15 protein-coding genes are annotated in these 16,919 nt (G+C 70.7%); 10 read left to right on the top strand and 5 right to left on the bottom strand.

The genetic code is table 11. From position 1 onward, the window contains the following. Positions 1-184 precede the first annotated feature (184 nt). The 6 genes from OOK40_RS05860 (at position 185) to OOK40_RS05835 (ending at position 6,483) form a co-directional block, all read left to right on the top strand. Positions 185-1,222 carry an iron ABC transporter permease gene (locus tag OOK40_RS05860; protein WP_266478921.1) on the top strand — a complete coding sequence of 346 codons (1,038 nt, stop codon included), beginning with the start codon at positions 185-187 and terminating at the stop codon, positions 1,220-1,222. Continuing rightward, a complete protein-coding gene (locus OOK40_RS05855) occupies positions 1,219-2,058 on the top strand; it encodes a heme ABC transporter ATP-binding protein (protein WP_266477059.1) in 840 nt (279 codons plus the stop codon). Before OOK40_RS05860 ends, OOK40_RS05855 begins: the two co-directional genes overlap by 4 nt. Before the next feature lie 152 nt (positions 2,059-2,210). Next, positions 2,211-3,350 (top strand): iron uptake system protein EfeO, encoded by a 1,140-nt coding sequence (gene efeO, locus OOK40_RS05850; RefSeq protein ID WP_266477058.1) that lies wholly within the window; start codon positions 2,211-2,213, stop codon positions 3,348-3,350. 14 nt (positions 3,351-3,364) lie between these two features. After that, entirely contained in the window at positions 3,365-4,615 is a 1,251-nt protein-coding gene (efeB, locus tag OOK40_RS05845; RefSeq protein ID WP_266477057.1) for an iron uptake transporter deferrochelatase/peroxidase subunit, read from the top strand. Between the two features lie 16 nt (positions 4,616-4,631). Continuing rightward, positions 4,632-5,615 carry an iron uptake transporter permease EfeU gene (efeU, locus tag OOK40_RS05840; protein ID WP_266477056.1) on the top strand — a complete coding sequence of 328 codons (984 nt, stop codon included), beginning with the start codon at positions 4,632-4,634 and terminating at the stop codon, positions 5,613-5,615. Then, positions 5,533-6,483: a hypothetical protein gene (locus OOK40_RS05835; RefSeq protein ID WP_266477044.1), complete on the top strand. Its 951-nt coding sequence runs from the start codon at positions 5,533-5,535 to the stop codon at positions 6,481-6,483. Before efeU ends, OOK40_RS05835 begins: the two co-directional genes overlap by 83 nt. A 189-nt stretch (positions 6,484-6,672) precedes the next feature. Here the strand turns inward: OOK40_RS05835 and OOK40_RS05830 are convergent, their stop codons facing one another. Beyond that, positions 6,673-7,425, bottom strand: coding sequence for a bifunctional DNA primase/polymerase (locus OOK40_RS05830; protein WP_266477042.1), 753 nt, complete (start codon positions 7,423-7,425; stop codon positions 6,673-6,675). Between the two features lie 271 nt (positions 7,426-7,696). Here OOK40_RS05830 and ddaH point away from each other — a divergent pair, with 271 nt between their 5' ends. Further along, complete coding sequence (gene ddaH, locus OOK40_RS05825) at positions 7,697-8,527, top strand: dimethylargininase (RefSeq protein ID WP_266477041.1); 831 nt, start codon at positions 7,697-7,699, stop codon at positions 8,525-8,527. 10 nt (positions 8,528-8,537) lie between these two features. On the opposite strand, the gene OOK40_RS05820 is transcribed toward ddaH, so the two are convergent. Then, complete coding sequence (locus tag OOK40_RS05820; protein WP_266477040.1) at positions 8,538-9,536, bottom strand: small ribosomal subunit Rsm22 family protein; 999 nt, start codon at positions 9,534-9,536, stop codon at positions 8,538-8,540. A gap of 188 nt (positions 9,537-9,724) precedes the next feature. On the opposite strand from OOK40_RS05820, the gene OOK40_RS05815 reads away from it, so the two are divergent. Continuing rightward, positions 9,725-11,050: a hypothetical protein gene (locus OOK40_RS05815; RefSeq protein ID WP_266477038.1), complete on the top strand. Its 1,326-nt coding sequence runs from the start codon at positions 9,725-9,727 to the stop codon at positions 11,048-11,050. Between the two features lie 9 nt (positions 11,051-11,059). On the opposite strand, the gene OOK40_RS05810 is transcribed toward OOK40_RS05815, so the two are convergent. Together OOK40_RS05810 and OOK40_RS05805 are read right to left on the bottom strand one after the other, a co-directional pair. Then, on the bottom strand, positions 11,060-12,391 hold the full coding sequence (locus tag OOK40_RS05810) for a Bcr/CflA family multidrug efflux MFS transporter (protein WP_266477036.1): 1,332 nt from the start codon (positions 12,389-12,391) through the stop codon (positions 11,060-11,062). A 79-nt stretch (positions 12,392-12,470) separates the two neighbouring features. Then, positions 12,471-14,093, bottom strand: a complete 1,623-nt coding sequence (locus OOK40_RS05805; protein WP_266477034.1) for an alkaline phosphatase — start codon at positions 14,091-14,093, stop codon at positions 12,471-12,473. 133 nt (positions 14,094-14,226) lie between these two features. On the opposite strand from OOK40_RS05805, the gene OOK40_RS05800 reads away from it, so the two are divergent. Next, positions 14,227-14,976, top strand: a complete 750-nt coding sequence (locus OOK40_RS05800; RefSeq protein ID WP_266477033.1) for an SDR family oxidoreductase — start codon at positions 14,227-14,229, stop codon at positions 14,974-14,976. Positions 14,977-15,453: 477 nt separating this feature from the next. Continuing rightward, on the top strand, positions 15,454-15,786 hold the full coding sequence (locus OOK40_RS05795) for a MazG-like family protein (RefSeq protein ID WP_266477032.1): 333 nt from the start codon (positions 15,454-15,456) through the stop codon (positions 15,784-15,786). 9 nt (positions 15,787-15,795) lie between these two features. Here the strand turns inward: OOK40_RS05795 and OOK40_RS05790 are convergent, their stop codons facing one another. Continuing rightward, positions 15,796-16,665 carry a 3'-5' exonuclease gene (locus tag OOK40_RS05790; protein ID WP_266477030.1) on the bottom strand — a complete coding sequence of 290 codons (870 nt, stop codon included), beginning with the start codon at positions 16,663-16,665 and terminating at the stop codon, positions 15,796-15,798. Positions 16,666-16,919 lie beyond the last annotated feature (254 nt).

Below are 16,919 nucleotides of genomic sequence, written 5' to 3'. Positions count from 1 at the left end.
TGTGGTGAACGGGACTTCCCAGGACGGGGCCGACGCCGCGTCGGCGTCGGCGCCTGCGGCGGGCCTGTTCCCCACCCCGCCCCTCCCCGAACCGGGGGCTCCGCCCCCGGACCCCCGCGCCTCAAACGCCGGCGGGGCTGATTGTTCCCCCCGCGGGGCTGAAGTTTCCGCCGGCGAGGCTGACATTCAGCCCGTCCCGCGGAGGACATACCTCCTCACCGGGTCCCTCGTACTCTCCCTCCTCGTCCTCTCCCTTCTCTCCGCCGGGCTCGGCGCCTACGACATCCCCCTCAGCGATGTCGTCTCCTCCCTCCAGCACCGCGTCGGGCTCGGCGGGCATGCCCTCGATCGTGTCGGCGAGAGCGTCCTGTGGAATGTCCGGCTGCCGCGTGTCGTGCTCGCGCTGCTCGTCGGGGCCTCCCTCGGGTGTGCCGGGGCCCTGATGCAGGGCGTCTTCGGTAATCCCCTCGCCGAGCCCGCCATCATCGGGATCGCCTCCGGCGCGGCCGTCGGCGCCGTCGGGGCCGTTGCGCTCGGGCTGAGTTTTCTCGGGAACTGGACCGTCACCGCCTGCGCGTTCGTCGCCGGGCTGGTCACCGTCCTCGTCGTGTACTCCCTGTCCCGTTCGGGCGGCAAGACCGAGGTCGTCACGCTCATCCTCACCGGCATCGCCGTGAACGCCTTCGCTGGCGCCCTGATCGGGCTCTTCATCTTCTTCGCGGACAACGCCCAGATCACCCAGATCACCTTCTGGCAGCTCGGCTCGCTCTCGCAGTCGACCTGGCCGAGGGTGCTCGCCGTACTGCCGTGCGCGGTCGCCGGGCTCGCCGTCGCGCCGTTCTACGCACGCAAACTGGACCTGCTCGCCCTCGGCGAACGGCCCGCCCGGCACCTGGGTGTCGATGTCGAGCGGCTCCGTATCGCCCTCGTGCTCGTCGTCGCGCTGCTCACCGCCGCCGCCGTCGCCGTGGCGGGGATCATCACCTTCGTCGGCCTGCTCGTGCCGCATCTGCTGCGGATGGCGCACGGCTCCGGTCACCGTTATCTCATTCCGGGCAGCGCGCTCGGCGGTGCGCTGATGCTGGTCGCGGGCGACCTCGCCGCGCGGACCGTCGCCGAGCCCGCGGAGCTTCCGCTCGGGGTGCTCACCGCGCTGTTCGGCAGCCCGTTCTTCTTCCTGCTGCTGCGCAGGACCCGTCGTAAGCAAGGGGGTTGGGCATGAGGGCCCTGAAGCGTCTCTTCGCCGCACACGGGCGCGAACTGCCCGCTCCCCCCACCCCGGGCAGCCCGCTCGTCGAGGCGCGCGGCCTCCATGTGCGGCTCGGGCAGCGCGAGGTGCTCGGCGGTGTCGATCTCGCCGCCCACCCCGGCGAGGTGCTCGCGCTGGTAGGGCCCAACGGCGCAGGGAAGTCGACGATGCTCGCCGCCCTCGCCGCGGATCTGCCCGCGGCGCGGGGCGAGCTGCGGATCGCGGGCCGCCCGGCCGCCGAGCTGTCGGCGCCCGAACTCGCCCTGCGCCGCGCAGTGTTGCCCCAGTCGGCCACCCTGTCGTTCCCCTTCCCGGTGGAGGACGTCGTACGGATGGGCCGCGCGCCCTGGGCCGGAACCGTCCTGGAGGAGCAGGACGACGCGGCCGTCGCCGAGGCGATGGCCGCCACCGAAGTGGCGGGCTTCGCGGCGCGGCCCTTCTCCGCGCTGTCCGGCGGCGAACGCGCCCGCGTGGCTCTCGCCCGCGTACTCGCCCAGCGGGCACCCCTGTTGCTGCTCGACGAGCCGACCGCCGCGCTCGATCTGCGCCACCAGGAGCTGGTGCTCCGCGTCTGCCGGGAGCGCGCCGCGGCCGGGGACGCCGTCGTCGTCGTGCTGCACGATCTCGGGCTGGCCGCCGCGTACGCGCACCGGGTCGCCGTGCTGCACGCCGGACGGATCGCGGCCGAGGGTCCCCCCGCGGCGGTTCTGGACGACGAGATGCTCAGCCGGGTCTACCGGCAGCCGGTCGAAGTGATGCCGCATCCGCGGACCGGTGCGCCTCTTGTCGTCCCGAGGAGGGGCATGTGACATTCGCTTGACCTTGTCGTGACGGTGCCGTGTCCCTACCCCGCATGTGAGAGCTACATCACTGGACGGGTGGGTATCGGTGAGGTAAGCCTCGGTTAAGTTAGGTCCGCCTCACCCCTCGTACCCCCGTACTCGTCCTCTGTGGAGCCCGTATGCGACCCGTCCGTCTGTCCGTCGTCACCGCCGCCGCGACCGTGGCGGCTTTGACCGCCGTCACGGGATGCTCCGAGAAGAGCGACGCCAAGGGTTCCGACGGCGCCGTGTCGGTCACCGCGAAGGACGACTCCTGCGAGGTGTCGAAGAAGGAGTTCCCGGCCGGCCATGTCGAGTTGGCCATCGAGAACAAGGGCAGCAAGGTCACCGAGGTCTACCTCCTCTTCCCCGACGACCGCATCGTCTCCGAGCGGGAGAACATCGGCCCCGGCACCAAGCAGAAGCTCACCGCCGAGGTGAAGGCGGGCGACTACGAGATCGCCTGCAAGCCCGGCATGAAGGGCGACGGCATCCGCCAGAAGGTCACCGTCACCGGCGGCAAGGCCGCCAAGCGCAGCCCCGAGATGGACAAGGCCGTCGCCGAGTACCGCACCTATGTGCAGGCCCAGGCAGACGAGACCCTGCCCAAGGTCAAGGTCTTCACGGACGCCGTCAAGGCGGGCGACATCGAGGCCGCGAAGAAGGCGTACGCCGACTCCCGTATCGGCTGGGAGCGCACCGAGCCGGTCGCCGAGTCCTTCGGTGACATCGACCCGAAGGTCGACCTTCGTGAGGACGGCCTGGAGAAGGGCCAGAAGTGGACCGGCTGGCACACGCTGGAGAAGGCGCTGTGGCAGGACAAGAAGCTCGGCGCCGCGGAGAAGACCCTCGCCACCACCCTCATCACCGACCTGACCGCCTGGCAGAAGCGGGTCGGCACGGCGGAGATCACGCCGACCTCCATGGCCAACGGCGCCAAGGAGCTGCTCGACGAGGTCGCCACCGGCAAGGTCACCGGTGAGGAGGAGCGCTACAGCCACACCGACCTGGTGGACTTCAAGGCGAACGTCGAGGGTGCGCAGAAGTCGTACGAGCTGCTCAAGCCGGTCGCGTCGAAGAACGACCCGAAGCTCGTCGCCGAACTGGACAAGCAGTTCGCCGCGCTGAACAAGCTGCTCGACAAGTACCGCAAGAGCCCCGCCTCGTACGAGTTCACCTCGTACGACAAGGTCGGCAAGGCGGAGCGCAAGGAACTGTCGGACGGCGTCAACGCGCTGGCCGAGCCCCTGTCCAAGCTCGCCGCCGCCGTCGTGAAGTAAGGGGGGGACCACAGATGTCCGAGGAGACCACCAACAGCCAGGCCCCGAGCCGTCGTTCGCTGATCGGCTGGGGCGGTGCGGGGCTCGCGCTCGGCGCCGCCGCGGCAGGCGGCGCCGCTGTCGCCATGACCCGCCAGGACACGGCCGTGCCCGCCGCCGAGAGCGGCGCGGCGGTGCCCTTCCACGGCGCGCACCAGGCGGGTATCGCCACCGCCGTACAGGACCGGCTGCACTTCGCGGCCTTCGACGTGAAGACGAAGGACCGTGCCGAGCTGGTCCAGCTGCTCAAGGACTGGACCCGGGCGGCGGAGCGGATGACGGCCGGACAGGCCGTCGGCGAGGGCGCGTTCGGCGGCCTCGACGAGGCGCCGCCGGACGACACCGGCGAGGCCCTCGGTCTCAAGCCGTCCCGCCTCACGCTCACCATCGGCTTCGGCCCGTCCCTGTTCGCCAAGGGCCGCTTCGGCCTGGAGGGCAAGCGCCCGGCGGCCCTGGTGGAGCTGCCGGTGTTCCCCGGCGACAGTCTCGACCCGGCGCGCAGCGACGGCGACATCTGTGTGCAGGCCTGCGCGGACGACCCGCAGGTCGCCGTGCACGCGATCCGCAACCTCGCCCGGATCGGCTTCGGCAAGGTCGCGGTCCGCTGGTCGCAGCTGGGCTTCGGCAAGACCTCGTCGACGACGCCCGAGGCGCAGACCCCGCGCAACATGATGGGCTTCAAGGACGGCACCCGGAACATCGCCGGTACGGACAAGGCCGCGCTCGACAAGCACGTCTGGGTCTCCGAGAAGGAGGGTTCGGGCTGGCTGACGGGCGGCTCGTATCTCGTCGCGCGCCGGATCCGGATGAACATCGAGACCTGGGACCGTACGCCGCTCAAGGAGCAGGAAGACATCTTCGGCCGGGACAAGGGCGAGGGCGCGCCGGTCGGCAAGGCCAAGGAGCGCGACGAGCCGTTCCTGAAGGCGATGCTGCCGACCGCGCATGTGCGGCTCGCGCACCCGGACACCAACGGCGGCGCGAAGATCCTGCGCCGCGGCTACTCCTTCACCGACGGTACGGACGGTCTGGGCCGCCTGGACGCCGGGCTGTTCTTCCTCGCCTACCAGCGCGACGTCCACAAGGGCTTCATCCCTGTGCAGCGCAGTCTCGCGGGGAGCGACGTCCTCAACGAGTACATCCAGCACGTGGGTTCGGCGTTGTTCGCCGTCCCGCCGGGCGTCCGCGACAAGGACGACTGGTGGGGCCGGGCGCTGTTCTCCTGACCTGAAGGGACCCGACGTGTTCGGCAACTATCTGATCGGCCTGCGCGAGGGCCTGGAGGCCAGCCTGGTCGTCTGCATCCTGATCGCGTATCTGGTGAAGACGGATCGCCGTGATGCGCTCCGTCCGATCTGGATGGGCATCGGGGTCGCGATCGCGCTCTCCCTCGGCTTCGGCTTCGCGCTCGAATACGGCTCGCAGGAGCTGACGTTCGAGGCGCAGGAGCTGCTCGGCGGCTCGCTGTCGATCGTCGCGGTCTGCCTGGTGACCTGGATGGTCTTCTGGATGCGGCGCACCGCGCGGCATCTGAAGGCCGAGCTGCACGGCAAGCTGGACGCCGCGCTGCAGATGGGCACGGCCGCGCTGGTCGCCACCGCGTTCCTCGCGGTGGGCCGCGAGGGCCTGGAGACGGCGCTATTCGTCTGGGCGTCGGTCAGGGCTGCCACCGACGGGGACGGTACGCAGGCGCCGCTGGTCGGCGTGCTGCTCGGCATCGCCACCGCGGTCGTGCTGGGCTGGCTGTTCTACCGGGGCGCGCTGCGGATCAATCTGGCCAAGTTCTTCACCTGGACCGGCGGCATGCTGGTGGTCGTGGCAGCCGGTGTTCTCGCGTACGGCGTCCACGACCTGCAGGAGGCCCGCTTCCTGGGCGGTCTGGCGGACAAGGCCTTCAACATCACGACGACGATCCCGCCGGACAGTTGGTACGGCACGCTGCTGAAGGGCGTGTTCAACTTCCAGCCCGACCCGACCGTCCTCCAGGTCACGGTGTGGGTGCTCTATCTGATCCCGACGCTCGGCCTGTTCCTGGCCCCGGTAGGGTTCGGACGGTCAGTGGGGGTCAAGGAGCAGAAGGCAACCGATGAGAAGGCCGATTCGGGTGGGAAGGCTGCGTCTGGCGGCGACGGGTCTGACGGCGATGACAGTGCTGTCCCTGACGGCGAGCGGGTGCGTGACGGTGCACGGGGAGCTGGAAGTCGTACCGTCGGCGACGAAGGCTGAGGCCGCGCAGGCGCTCCAGGACTTCACCGACGCGTACAACAACGCCGACAAGGCCTATGACCCTGTTCTGGACGCGGACCGTGTCACCGGTGCGCTCGGCGCGATAAACCAGGCCGGTCTCAAGGCACGCAGCGTCAACTACCCAGACGGCAACCCCCAGCATGTGCCGCTGGAGCTGAGCGACGCGAAGTTCACCATCCCGAAGAAGGCCGGCTGGCCGCGCTTCTTCCTCGCCGACGTCGACTCCAACCGCGACCAGGACCAGGGCAGTCAGGACAACCGCTGGGTACTGGTCTTTCTGCGCGACAGCCCGGACGACGTCTGGCAGGCGGCGTATCTGACGATCCTGCGGCCCGCCGCGATTCCGGCGCTGAAGACCGACGAGGACGGCTTTGCCGAGCCGGTCGCGCCGGACAGCGCGGCGCTCGCGGTCGCTCCCCGCGATCTGAGCGAGGAGTACTCCTCGTACATGCAGAACGGGAAGCCGGAGCACTTCAAGGACGGGCCGCACACCTCGGAGTGGCGCGCGTCCCGCAAGAAGGAAGAGAACCTGCCGGGGATACGGACGCTGTACATCGACCAGGCCCTGGACTCCGACGACTTCGGGCCGCTCGGGTTCGTCACGCGGGACGGCGGCGCGCTGGTCTTCTTCACCGTACGCAACTACGAGCGGCAGATCGCCGCGAAGGGCGTACGGCTGCAAGTCGTCCCGGATGTGAAGGCCCTGCTGACGGGTGAGGTGAAGTCCACGCTCACCAAGGAGCGGATCTCCAGCCAGGCGGTGACGGTTCCGGCGAGCGGCGCGGGCGGCGGCAGGGTCGATGTGCTCGGACGTCTGACGGGCCTGACGGCGGCGAAGGGTTCGTAGCCCCGCCTGTAGCCCGTCTCGGCCGAGTTAGGGCCTGTCGTTTGGATCAGGCCGGATCAGTGAGCGGGGTCTGGTGCGTGCGATCGCAAGGCGGAGGAAGGAGCCGACGCGGAGCGTCGGCGACTGACGACAACGCGGCGAGCGTGCGTGCCAGGGCACGCGAACCCGGCAAGATCCGAACGACAGGCCCTAACGACCGAGCGGCCAGGCCACCGCGGACTGGTCCACCGACTCGTTCTCGCCCGCGTACTTCGCGCACGCGTCCGTCAGCGTCTCCAGCAGCGTCAGCGGGTCGGGCAGCGAATGCTCGAGGCCGCGTACCCACTTCATCTCAAGTCCGCCGGGCAGCCGCGCGGGCGGTACGAGCACATAGCTGCCGCGGCAGTGCCAGCGCAGCCCGGGGTGCTCGTCCATCGTCTCGGGATGGCAGTCCAGTTCGCAGGGCCACCATTCGTCCTCGTCCTCGGGGGTGCCACGGGTGGCGGTGAAGAACAGCATCCGGTCCTCGCCGTCCTCGGCGACCGGGCCGACCTCGATGTTCAGGTCGAGCAGGCGTTCCAGGGCGCTGCGGCCCGCCTCCAGCGGTACGTCGAGCACATCGTGGACCATGCCGGTCGCGGTGATGAAGTTCGCCTCCGGCTGTCCTTTCGCCCAGCGCTCGATCTGGCCTCGGTCGGTGGTGGACTGTGTCTGCCAGGCGAAGGAGACGGGATGCCTGCCCGGTGTGGGGCAGCCGATGCGTTCGCAGGAGCAGCGGTAGGAGACGGGGTGCGCGGCGGGCGCGAGCGGCAGTCCCACGGCGGCGGCAGCCAGCAGCAGGGGCACGCGGCGGGAGTCGTCGGTGTCGGTGTTCTTGGGGCGGCGGCGCAGCCACTGGGGCAGCCGGCTCTCCCTGGACAGCCTGTTCTCCGTGCCGCGGAAGCGGCCGATACCGTCGCCCATCTATCCCCTCACACCTCACGCTCGCCCTGCGCGGACTCTGCCATGGTCCCACCATCCTGCTCCCCGGGTGGCCACGGTCCCCGACCGGGGTCCCTTCCGGCATATTCCGGGAGGGCTCGGAGTGCGGAGCCGGGAGGGAATGAAGCACTGGCGTACGGCGATCGGCAGCTCGCGTACAAGACGATGAATCACCCGATCGGTGTACATCACAGGGGCCCCACAGGCCTCACCATGGGCGGCAGTTGTCACACCCGACCGCGAGGAGCCCTCATTGCCCCGTGACGCCACCCCCCGGCGCTACCTGATGTGCCCACCCGCGCACTTCAAGGTGACCTACTCCATCAACCCATGGATGGATCCGGCGAAGCCGGTCGACCTGCCGCTCGCCCTCGCCCAGTGGGAGGACCTGCGCGACCGCTACCGCTCGCTCGGCCACACCGTCGAGCTGCTGGAGCCGCAGGAGGAACTGCCCGACATGGTCTACGCCGCGAACGGCGCGACCGTGATCGACGGGCGGGTGCTCGGCGCCCGCTTCGCGCACGCGGAGCGCGAGCCCGAGGCCGGCGCGCATCTCGACTGGTTCCGGGCGAATGGTTTCGCCGAGATCCACGAGCCCGCGCACATCAACGAGGGCGAGGGCGACTTCGCCGTCACCGCGTCCTATCTGCTCGCGGGGCGGGGCTTCCGTTCGAGCCCGCTCTCGCACGCCGAGGCGCAGGAGTTCTTCGGCAGGCCGGTCATCGGGCTCGATCTGGTGGACCCGCGGTACTACCACCTGGACACGGCGCTGTGCGTCCTGGACGACGCGGGCGACGAGATCATGTACTACCCGGACGCGTTCTCGGCGGGCAGCCGTTCGGTGCTGTCCCGGCTCTTCCCGGACGCCCTGATCGCGGATGAGCAGGCCGCGGCGGAGTTCGGTCTGAACGCGGTGAGCGACGGCCGTCATGTGCTGCTGCCGCAGTCGGCGGTGGGGCTGTTCGAGCCGCTGCGGGACCGGGGGTTCGAGCCGATCGGCATGGACCTGAGCGAGCTGCTGAAGGGCGGCGGCAGCGTGAAGTGCTGTACGCAGGAGCTGCGCGGTCAGGAGCCAGGAGTCTGACGCTGGACGCTCACTCGGCGTGGGGCGGCCAGGGGTCGCCCCACGACGCGTCACGCGCCGATTTGTACAGCGCGCCGTGGCGCTTGGCCACCGTGTCGCGGCGCAGCCCCTCCGTGTCCGTGCACAGGTCGAGCAGCACCAGGCCCTTGCGGATCTGGGGCTTGCGGGTGACGCGGGATGCGACCGGGTTCGCCGGGAAGCGCACCGCGGCGACATAGCTGAACTTCTCGTCCTCGTACGGGAGTGAGCCGCCCTTGACCTGGCGGTGGAGCGAGGAACGGCTGACCCTCGCCGCAAAGTGGCACCAGTCCGCGCCCGGCTCGATGGGGCAGGTGGCGCTGTGGGGGCAGGGCGCCGCGACGGTGAGTCCGGCGGCGATCAGGCGGTCGCGGGCCTCGATGACGCGGGCGTAGCCGTCGGGGGTGCCGGGCTCGACGATCACCACGGCCTGGGCGGCGCGGGCCGCCTCGGTGACGACCGCGTGGCGGTCCTTCGCGGTGAGCTCCTTGAGGACGTACGAGACCGTGACGAGATCAGTGCTCTCTATACGGAGCGCCGCGCTGATCCGCGAGCGCTGCCATTCGGCCGCCCGCAGCGCGGGAACCCCCGAGGCGACGGCCAGTTCACGCCCCAGTGCCAGCGCGGGCTCGGCCCAGTCCAGGACCGTGGTGCGCGGGGCGTTCTCCTCCCACGCCTCGGCGACCGCCCAGCTCGCGGCGCCCGTCCCGCCGCCGATGTCGGTGTGCGTCGCCGGAGCCCACTCGGGCGCAGCCGCCCGCAGCGCGGCGAGCGCGGACCGTACCGCCTCGAAGGTCGCCGGCATCCGGTACGCGGCGTACGCGGCGACGTCCGAGCGGTCCCGCAGCACCGGGGCGTCGGTCGGGGTGTTCCCCCGGTAGTTGGCGATCAGCCGGTCGACGGCCTGCGCGGCCTGCTTCGGCGGCAGCCCGTCCAGAAGCGCGGCCAGGGTGGTGCGCAGGGCTTCCGCGGTGGGGAGTGTGGCGTTCACCGGGAAATTCTAAGCGGTGCCGGGGAAGCCCGGGTGGCGTCGCGCGGCGGGGCAGGTCCCCGCGGCTCGTGCGGCACGGAACCGGGACGATACGGGGACAGAATCGAACTCCTGGGAGCCCGGCGGCAGTTGCTACGCTGACGGCCGTCGCCGCACACGGAACGTGCTGCACCGCTCACGGGGGGACCATGAGACAGCGGGTCGTGCGCCTGGCCCTGGTGGCCGGGGTGACCGTACTGGCCCTGCTGCTCCTGCTGAGTATGTGCGGCACAGGCGAGGGTGGCGCGGGCGGCGACAAACCCCGCAAGCCGGTCCGGCACAGTGCGGCGCCGCTGACCCGGCTCACCGTTCCCTCCGCGTACGACACCCAGCAGGGCTGGGAGATCACCAACGCCTCGCCCGAGTACGCGATCGCGCGGGACAGCGGCCGCGTCGGCTATCTGGAGCGGGTCCAGGACGACAGCTTCCGGCTGCGCACCCTCGACGCCGCCACGGGCAGGCCCGGCTGGACGGGGCTGCCCTGGCATCCGCCCGCTTCGGACGAGCACATCCCGCGACTGCTGTCCGTCGCCAAGGACGGCCACGAGTACTTCGTGACCTGGTCCTTCGGCAAGGCGGGCGAGGACGCGCTGACCTCGGCGGACACCTTTGTCGCGCTGGATGTGTACGACGTGGCCGACGGAGACCGCCAACGGATCGAGGTCCCGTGGCCCGCCGCACCGACGGTCTCGGGCACCGGTCCCGGCATCCTCATCAGCGACGGCCGCACCCGGACCGCGGTGGTCGACCCGGTCTCGGGCGAGGTGTCCCGGGTGCCGGAGAGCGCGCTCGGCCACCCCAGGGGCTGTGCGGGCTGCCGCCGGCTCACCGAGGTCCGCGCGCTGACCGCGGAGGGCCTGCTGGTGAGCGGGGATCCGGGGTTCTGGGTGCGCGGCGGTTTCTCCAGCCGCGATGTGGCCCCGGCCCGTACCGACCCGGCCTCCGGCGTGCCGACCTCGATCGTCCCCGGCTACGTACTGGCCAAGTGGCAGCCCGCGAAGGGCGGCAAGAACGGCAACGACTCAGCCGCGTACGACATCTGGGCGGTGCACGACGCGGCGACCGGGAAGCCGCTGGTCCAGGCGCGGTGCCACAAGCCCGCGATCGAGCCGGGCGAGTATCCGCAGGCCGTGCCCGCGCCCGGCGGCGACTATCTGGTCGCCGGGAACCTGGCCTTCGACCTGGAGCGGCGTACGGCGCACTGCTTCGAGGAGTCGGACGGCTCCAAGCCGCTGACGCTCACGTCGGTGACGGACTCGGGCACAGCGTACGGAGCGACCAGCGCGCTCAGCGCGGCGGACGCGCTGGCCGGCGGCGGGAACCCGATCGAGCTCGATCTGGCCACCGCCGCGCCCCAGGCGCTGTCCCCCAATGTCCGGCTGCCCGCCGCGGAGGCCGCGGGCGTCGGGATCTTCAGCTGGACGGACGCGAAGGACCGGCTGCATCTGATCGGGTACCCGCGCAAGGACCAGTAGGCGTAGGTCTCAGACCGCTTCGGCCCGGCGCTGCCAGGGGCGGCACAGCCCCAGGAAACAGCCCAGCGCGCCCAGCGCGCAGGTCAGTTGGACCACCGCCATCGGGACGGCCGTCTGCTCGCCCGCGATCCCGACCAGCGGTGAGGCGATCGCCCCGATGAGGAACGCGGACGTGCCGATCAGCGCGGACGCCGAGCCCGCGGCGTGCGGGGTGCGCAGCAGGGCCAGGGCGTTGGTGTTGGGCATCACGAGGCCCATCGCGGACATCAGGACGAACAGTCCGACCGCGACGGGCAGCAGGCCGACCCTGCCGAAGACCCCCGAGGTCATCAGCAGCAGCCCGGTGGCCGCGAGCATGACCATGCCCAGGCCGAAGCCCAGCGCCTTGTCCAGGCTGACCCGGCCCACGAGCACCTTGCCGTTGATCTGGCCGAGCGTGATCAGGCCGATGGAGTTGACGCCGAAGAGCAGGCTGAAGGTCTGCGGGGACGCGCCGTAGATCTCCTGGACCACGAACGGCGAGGCGGAGATGTACGCGAAGAGCGTGGCGAAGGCGAGCCCGCCGGTGAGCGTGTAGCCGGTGAAGACCCGGTCGGCGAGCAGCCCGCGCATCGTGCGCAGGGCCTCGCCGACGCCGCCGCCGTGCCGCCGCTCGGGCGGCAGGGTCTCGTGCAGCCACTTGGCCACCACCAGCGTGAGCAGGATGCCCACGGCGGTCAGAACGACGAAGATGCCGCGCCAGTCGGTGATCCGCAGCACCTGGCCGCCGATCAGCGGCGCGATGATCGGGGCGACGCCGGATATCAGCATCAGGGTGGAGAAGAAGCGGGCCATCTCCACGCCGTCGTACAGATCCCGGACCACGGCGCGGGCGATGACGATGCCCGCAGCACCCGCGAGTCCTTGCAGCAGCCGGAAGCCGATCAGCATGTCGACGGTGGGGGCGAGCGCGCAGACCGCGGTGGCCGCGACGTACACGATCATGCCGACGAGCAGCGGACGGCGTCGGCCCCACTTGTCGCTCATGGGGCCGACGACGAGCTGCCCGAGTGCCATGCCCGCCAGGCACGCGGTCAGCGTGAGCTGGACGGTGGCGGCGGGCGCGCCGAGGGAGCGGGTGACCGCGGGAAGCGCCGGGAGGTACATGTCCATGGAGAGCGGCGGCAGTGCGGTGAGACCGCCGAGGACGAGCGTGACCAGAAGGCCGACGCGGCGCGCTGCCGTGACGGATGCCGGTGCGGGTGCGGGTCCCCTGGCGGAAGCCGTGGCGGATGCGGAAGCCGGGGCGGCGGCCGGTATGTGTCCTTCTGTACTTCCCTGGCCGCTGTCCGGCTTCGGCATCACGTCTCCATGTCGTTGAATCCTTCCCTATGCTCTCAGCTCCGCAGCAGTGGTCGAGACCCTTTCGAGACGCCCCGGGCTATACCGGCTTGAGGCCCGGATCGCCCGCCTCCGTCACGAAGGACGCGGCCGTGGCGATCGGAGCGCCCGGCGTGGTGACCGCGCCGACCGTCCGGAAGTCGGCGCGGGCCTGCTGCTCGCCGAGCGTCACGGTCACATAGCCTCGCCGGCCGTTGTAGAACTTCATGTGCGGGTTGGCCTGGGTGAGGTTGTCCCAGTTGCCGGGCTTGTCGACGCCGTCCTTTCCGCTGCTGATGGAGGTGGCGACCAGTTCGGTCCCCACGGTGCGGGACGCGGGGTCGTCGAAGTCCTTCTTCAAGTCGAAGCCGTAGCCGACGTGCACGTCACCGGTGAGGACCATCAGATTCTCGATACCGGCCGCCTCGGCGCCCGCGAGGACCCGGTCGCGGGACGCGGGGTAGCCGTCCCAGGCGTCCATGCTGAACTTGAAGGTCCCGGTGGGGACACTGCGCCGCTGAGCGAAGGTGACCTGCTGCGGGACGACGTTCCAGAGCGCGCGGGAGCTCTGCCAGCCGTCGAGCAGCCAGCGTTCCTGCGCGGCGCCGGTGAGCGTGCGCGCCGGATTCTCGGACTCCGGGCCCGGGACCTGCCAGCCGTCGCCGTACGCCTGGTCCGAGCGGTACTGACGGGTGTCGAGGATGTCGAACTGCGCGAGCCGCCCGAAGTGCAGCCTGCGGTACAGCCGCATTTCGGGGCCCTCGGGCTGCTGGGGCCTGCGCAGCGGCTGGTTCTCGAAGTACGCGCGGTAGGCGGCGGCCCTGCGCAGCAGGAACTCCTCCGGCGGTGCGCCGTTCTCGGGGATGTCGCCCGCGTAGTTGTTCTCGGTCTCGTGGTCGTCCCAGGTGACGACGAAGGGGTGCGCGGCGTGCGCGGCCCTGAGGTCGGGGTCCGACTTGTAGAGGCCGTAGCGCAGCCGGTAGTCCTCCAGGGTGACGGTCTCCCGGTTGAAGTGGGCGGGCAGGCGGCGGTCGGTGTAGTTGCGGGCTCCGCCGACGGCGTTGACGGCGTACTCGTAGAGGTAGTCGCCGAGGTGGAGGACGACGTCGAGTTCCTGTTCGGCGAGGTGCTTGTACGCGGTGAAGTAGCCGTCGTGGTACGCCTGGCAGGAGACGGCGGCGAGCTTCAGCTCACCGATCCGCGCGGACCGCGCGGGCGCGGTGCGGGTGCGGCCGGTCGGGCTGATCCAGCTCCCCGCGCGGAAGCGGTAGTAGTAGGGGCGGTCGTAGTCGAGGCCGGAGACCGGGACATGGACGCTGTGGTGGAACTCCGGGTGGGCGGTGACGGATCCGCGCCGGGCGACACGGGTGAAGCCGGAGTCGTGGGCGAGCTCCCAGCGCAGCGGGACCCTGGAGCGGGGCAGACCGCTGTCGGGCTCGTACGGACGGGTCGCGAGCCGTGTCCACAGCAGTACGGAACCGGGCTGCGGGTCTCCGGAGGCGACGCCGAGGGTGAAGGGATCCTCGGTGATCTTCTTGGCGTCGAGTTCGGCGGCGTGGGCCGTGCCGGGCAGATTGACGGCGAACGCGAGTGCGGCGGCAGCACCGGTGACGGTGAGAAACCTGCGACGGCCGATGTGCCGGGCGGCGGCCCGGAGCTCGGGTGCGTGCGGTGCGGGTGTCATGTGCCCCTCCCCTGACGTGTGTTGTCCTTTCGCATTGGAGTAGGGGCTGACGACCCTGTGTTGTCGAGTACACAACATCCGCATGTCGGCGGGATGAGTTCCACGTACAGGTAGGCGACTACGCTGCGCGGGCATGAACGCTGTTGCGAAGATTGCGGTAGTGACGGGAGCGGGCTCGGGTATCGGCCGGAGCGTGGCGCTGGCTCTGGCGGAGGCGGGCTGGTCGGTGGTCCTGGCGGGCCGGCGGGCGGAGTCCCTGGAGGAAACGGCCTCGCTGGCGGGCGGGGATGTCCTGTGTGTCCCCACTGATGTGACGTCACCGGCGGATGTCACCACGCTGTTTGCGACCGCGCACGAACGCCACGGCCGTGTTGGCCTGCTGTTCAACAACGCAGGCACGTCCGGCCCACGCGTCCCCTTCGAGGACATCTCCTACGAGGACTGGCGCGCGGTGGTGGACGTCAATCTGACCGGCGCGTTCCTGTGCGCGCAGGCGGCGTTCCGCATGATGAAGGACCAGTCACCGCAGGGCGGCCGGATCATCAACAACGGCTCGATCTCGGCGCATGTGCCGCGCCCGCACTCGGCGCCGTACACGTCGACGAAGCACGCGATGACGGGCCTGACGAAGTCGCTGTCGCTGGACGGGAGGGCGTACTCAATCGCGTGCGGCCAGATCGACATCGGGAACGCGGCGACGGAGATGACGCAGCGGATGCGGGCGGGGATTCTGCAGGCGAACGGGGAGGTGGTGGTGGAGCCGGTGATGGACGTGGGGGATGTGGCGAGGACGGTGAGGCACATGGCGGAACTGCCACTGGAGGCGAACGTCCAGTTCGCCACGGTGATGGCGACGGGGATGCCGTATATCGGGCGGGGTTGAGGGGGCACGGGGTGCCCGGCGCGGGTAGCGGGTCCCCGGTGCGGGACGCGGGGTTGCCCGGTGCGGCGGGCTGTGCCGCGTCGTGGGTCGCCCGGTGCCGCGAGGCCAGCCGGTCCGCGGTGCGGGACGCGGGTTGCCCGGCGCGGTGTCGGTGGCCGTTTGGGGTCCGCTCCGGGGTAGAGCCGGGACTGCATGATTTACGGCGCGTTTCCGGACTGCCGTGGGGCGCGGGCGTCCCCGCGCCCCAAATCACGCTCTACGTCCCGACTCCACCCGCTCCACGGCCCCCTTGTGAGGCGACGCTTGTCGGTCCCCCCGCGCTGCGAGGCGGGGCCTCGCGGTCGCGCCGGGCCTGAGGGCGCCACACCCGCCGCGCCCTCCCTCACCCCTTGGCGTCCGCCACCCGCGCGAACCACCCATCGGAATGTGTCGGCTCCGAATATCATCCGGGAACCCGACACACGGCAGGCGGCCTCTATGAATCACACCCTGGACCCCATCTGGGACACGGTGGACGACCTCCACAGCTGGCTGGAGACGGAGAGCGACCTGCCGCCCCAACAGGAGACACTGCTGCGGATGTTGAAGCTCACCGAGGAGGTGGGCGAGGTGGCGCAGGCGGTCGTCGGCGCGACGGGGCAGAACCCCCGGAAGGGCATCACGCACAGCTGGCAGGACGTCGAGTCCGAACTGTGCGACGTGATCATCACGGCGATGGTGGCGCTGAGGACGCTGACTCCCAAGGCGTCGGAGGTCTTCGGGGGACATCTGCGCCGGGTCGCCGAGCGCTCGCTCAACGCCGCGTCATAGAACGCCGCGTCAGGGCGCAGCTTCCCAGGGCAACGCCTCGACCGTGCCCAACGGCCAGCGGTGATCCCGCTTCCTCGACGGATCGAACTCTTCCGCCTCGCTCGCCTGCTGTTCCCGCCACAGCACCTGCTCGTAGTGCAAGGCTGGCCGCGACAGCCGGCCGACCGACGCGTGGCACGCCCCGATGACCTGCGCCAGCACGAGCGAGGCTGCCGCGTCACTGCCAGGGTTCCCGGGACGGTCATGGGGCACTCCGTACCACTCGGCGACCCTCTCCAGCGCCCGGCCACCGGACCGGTAGCGGTCGGCATGCCGGTCCAGGATCAGCGGATCGCACACCGGAAACAGCCCTCCGGGGCCTCGGTCGGAGAGCGGTCGCAGCCCGTGGCGCAGCAGTTCGGACTCGAGCAGGGTGAGTACGTACGGGGCATGCCAGACGACCAGCAGCTCTTTGGCCGCCAGCTGCCCGGCGAGATGCGCGGCCAGTTCGTCGAGCGCCCGGGACGCCGGAACACCATGAGCGCGTGCCTCGTCCAGGGTGATGCCATGCGTCGTGCGCGGGTCGACGGCGAGTCCCGGTCCGGGATCGATCAGCCAGTCCCGATCGCGCCCGTCGGTGGTGCGTACGGCCGCGGCGAGGATCCGGTCGACCGCGGTGCGACGACCCGTCGCCGCGATGTCCACGGCCATGAGACGGCGACGGTGCCATCCGGGGTGCCTGCCGCGGGGCGTCGGCGCGGGCTCGCGCGCGTGCTCGGGATGGCAGACCTCCCAGCCCCCGTGCTTGCCGGGCAGCAGGGTCCCTTCTCCGGCGCGCACGGTCTCGCCGCACACGGCGCACGGACCCTCGTACGCATTGGTCCGAACTGGTGCGTTCATGGGAACGACTCCGGGCGAGGGCGCCGGGGGGAGGCGGCAGACGAGTCGGGCTGTACGCCGGGTTCTTCTGCCGCACCTTTCTGACCTCAGCTTATGCGAGTCGGACGGCAGTGACCTGCTAGGTCGCGACGATCCGAACGCCGGGTATCGGCTGCTTCAGGTCCGCGCTCAGGCGCTGGAGCTGGTCACCGAGCAACGTCGAAGCCTCAGTCAAACGTAGGGCGAACCGCAACAAGATCGCAGAGGGTGACCGC

Origin of the sequence: Streptomyces sp. NBC_01481, from assembly GCF_026339995.1 — a bacterium.
Taxonomy (GTDB): Bacteria; Actinomycetota; Actinomycetes; order Streptomycetales; family Streptomycetaceae; genus Streptomyces.
The sequence above is the reverse complement of the archived record's forward strand: the minus strand, read 5'-3'. Positions and strand labels throughout refer to the sequence as shown.